Annotated in this window: 2 protein-coding genes; one reads left to right on the top strand and one right to left on the bottom strand. The window is 57.0% G+C overall.

Features of this window, described 5'->3' with window-relative positions:
- Window positions 1-735: SDR family oxidoreductase (locus H6F43_RS07465; protein ID WP_190342173.1), on the top strand; the 735-nt coding region annotated here is incomplete at its 5' end.
- 134 nt (window positions 736-869) lie between these two features.
- Here H6F43_RS07465 and H6F43_RS07470 read toward each other — a convergent pair.
- Window positions 870-1,565 carry a hypothetical protein gene (locus H6F43_RS07470; RefSeq protein WP_190342174.1) on the bottom strand — a complete coding sequence of 232 codons (696 nt, stop codon included), beginning with the start codon at window positions 1,563-1,565 and terminating at the stop codon, window positions 870-872.
- Window positions 1,566-1,773 lie beyond the last annotated feature (208 nt).

A 1,773-nucleotide genomic window follows, 5' to 3' on the forward strand; every position in this document is an offset into this window, starting at 1 on the left:
CTGCTGGACATTGCTGACCCTACAGGTGGAATGGCAATTTCGGGCTACCGCCTTGCAAATGAAAGCGAGTTAGATGCAGCAGTCGCGGCGGTACAAGCGCAAGGGGTCAAGGCACTCAAGCTCAAAGTCGATGTCCGCAGCTACGCAGCCATGAAAGAAGCTGCCAGCCGCGTCGCCCGCGAACTGGGCGGACTGGACATTGCAGTGGCTAATGCGGGCATCTGCATTTGGACGACGATCGAAGACGCCAACGAGCAGCAGTGGCGCGAAGCCGTGGATGTGAACGTCAATGGTGTGTTCAATACCATTCAGGCAGCAATCCCACACATGAAGGCACGCAACGGCGGTCGTATTATTACGCTTTCCTCCGTGGGAGGGCGTCAAGGCGTAGTGGGCAATGGAGCGTATGGTACGACGAAATGGGCGGTGATTGGGCTAACCAAGTCAGCCGCAATGGAGCTTGGACCTGCCAACATTACCGTTAACGCGATCGCACCCGGAGCGGTCAATACGCCAATGTACCGCTCCCAAGGGCAGTTACGCTCAACCAACCTCAAATCCTTCGAGGAGCAAGACCGCGTGGTGGGCGGAGTGCAGCCCCTTAAGGCAGCTCCAGCACTAGAGCCACAAAATATTGCGGACACCGCTACGTTTCTGGCAAGCGATCGCGCCCGTTTCATTTCGGGTGAAGTGGTCGATGTTGCTCTGGGGTATAACGCAAGCTATAGCGCCTGAGGCAGACCCCGCACCAGACCTCACAAGATCGCAAGCCCAGTAACCATCGGGTGCGTCAGGTAGCGCTCGAACCTGCTATCAGAGCGAGCCATCATGCACCCTACACGGCGTGAAATTGAGCTTGTCATCGATCGCTAGCGCACAGCGACCGTCAGCGATGAGTTCAGCGTTAGCTCTAGATCACTATTTGGGTTGACAACAACCACATCAGCGCGACGTTTGCCAAGGAGTAAACCGCCAAGCGCTCCGGCTCCAGTGCCCGCTAGCACTTTACCCAAGGTGATGCGACGGTTGCCCGTGACGCCAGAAATCGCTGCTGCTGCTCCACTTCCGATCGCGGCTCCTTTCAGAATCGCATCAGTACTCACACCGGGTTGCACTTCCCGTGTGGTTCGAACGATCTTGGATTCGGCATTCAGCCCCAAGCGCGAACCATCTGTGAACACGATTTCATTAGCAACGAACTGCGAGCCACCATCTGACGGACGAAGCTGACCGCGAATCTCGCTGCCAGCGGGAATCAGCAGCCCACCCGAGGACGATCGAATATTGCGGGCGACTGTCAGCGTCAGCGGCGTGGTTTCGGTAGGCAGAACCACAACTTTTTCAGCCTGGCTGTACTGAACCGGAATCCGAGTTCCAGCAGGAATTGCTACGCGGCGGTTGTAGGACGGTGAGGACGGTGAGGACGGAAATAGCTGAGCAATGGTGTAAGGGGCGGGCTGAGCATCCGCCGCTGCAGGCACCGACAGCGGGGCGATCGTGCTCGCCGTCATTCCCAAAGCCACAACCAGCGCAGATCCCGACTTCCAACGACGAAGATTGATCATAAGTAACACCCAAAAACATGAGGGAGTGGATATGTTTCATTTGACCTGCAGGAAGCGGGAAAGGTTCCGAAGGATGAAAATCTGGGAAGCGGCACCGCTACTCTCCATCGCGGAGACGGCGCAGCAGCCAATCTAGCCGCGTTTCAGCTAAAGCAACGGTGTCTTTTGCTTCGCGTGCCAGCCCTGAATCTGGAAGATCGGCGTCTTC

Source organism: Leptolyngbya sp. FACHB-36 (assembly GCF_014695955.1).
GTDB lineage: Bacteria > Cyanobacteriota > Cyanobacteriia > Leptolyngbyales > Leptolyngbyaceae > FACHB-36.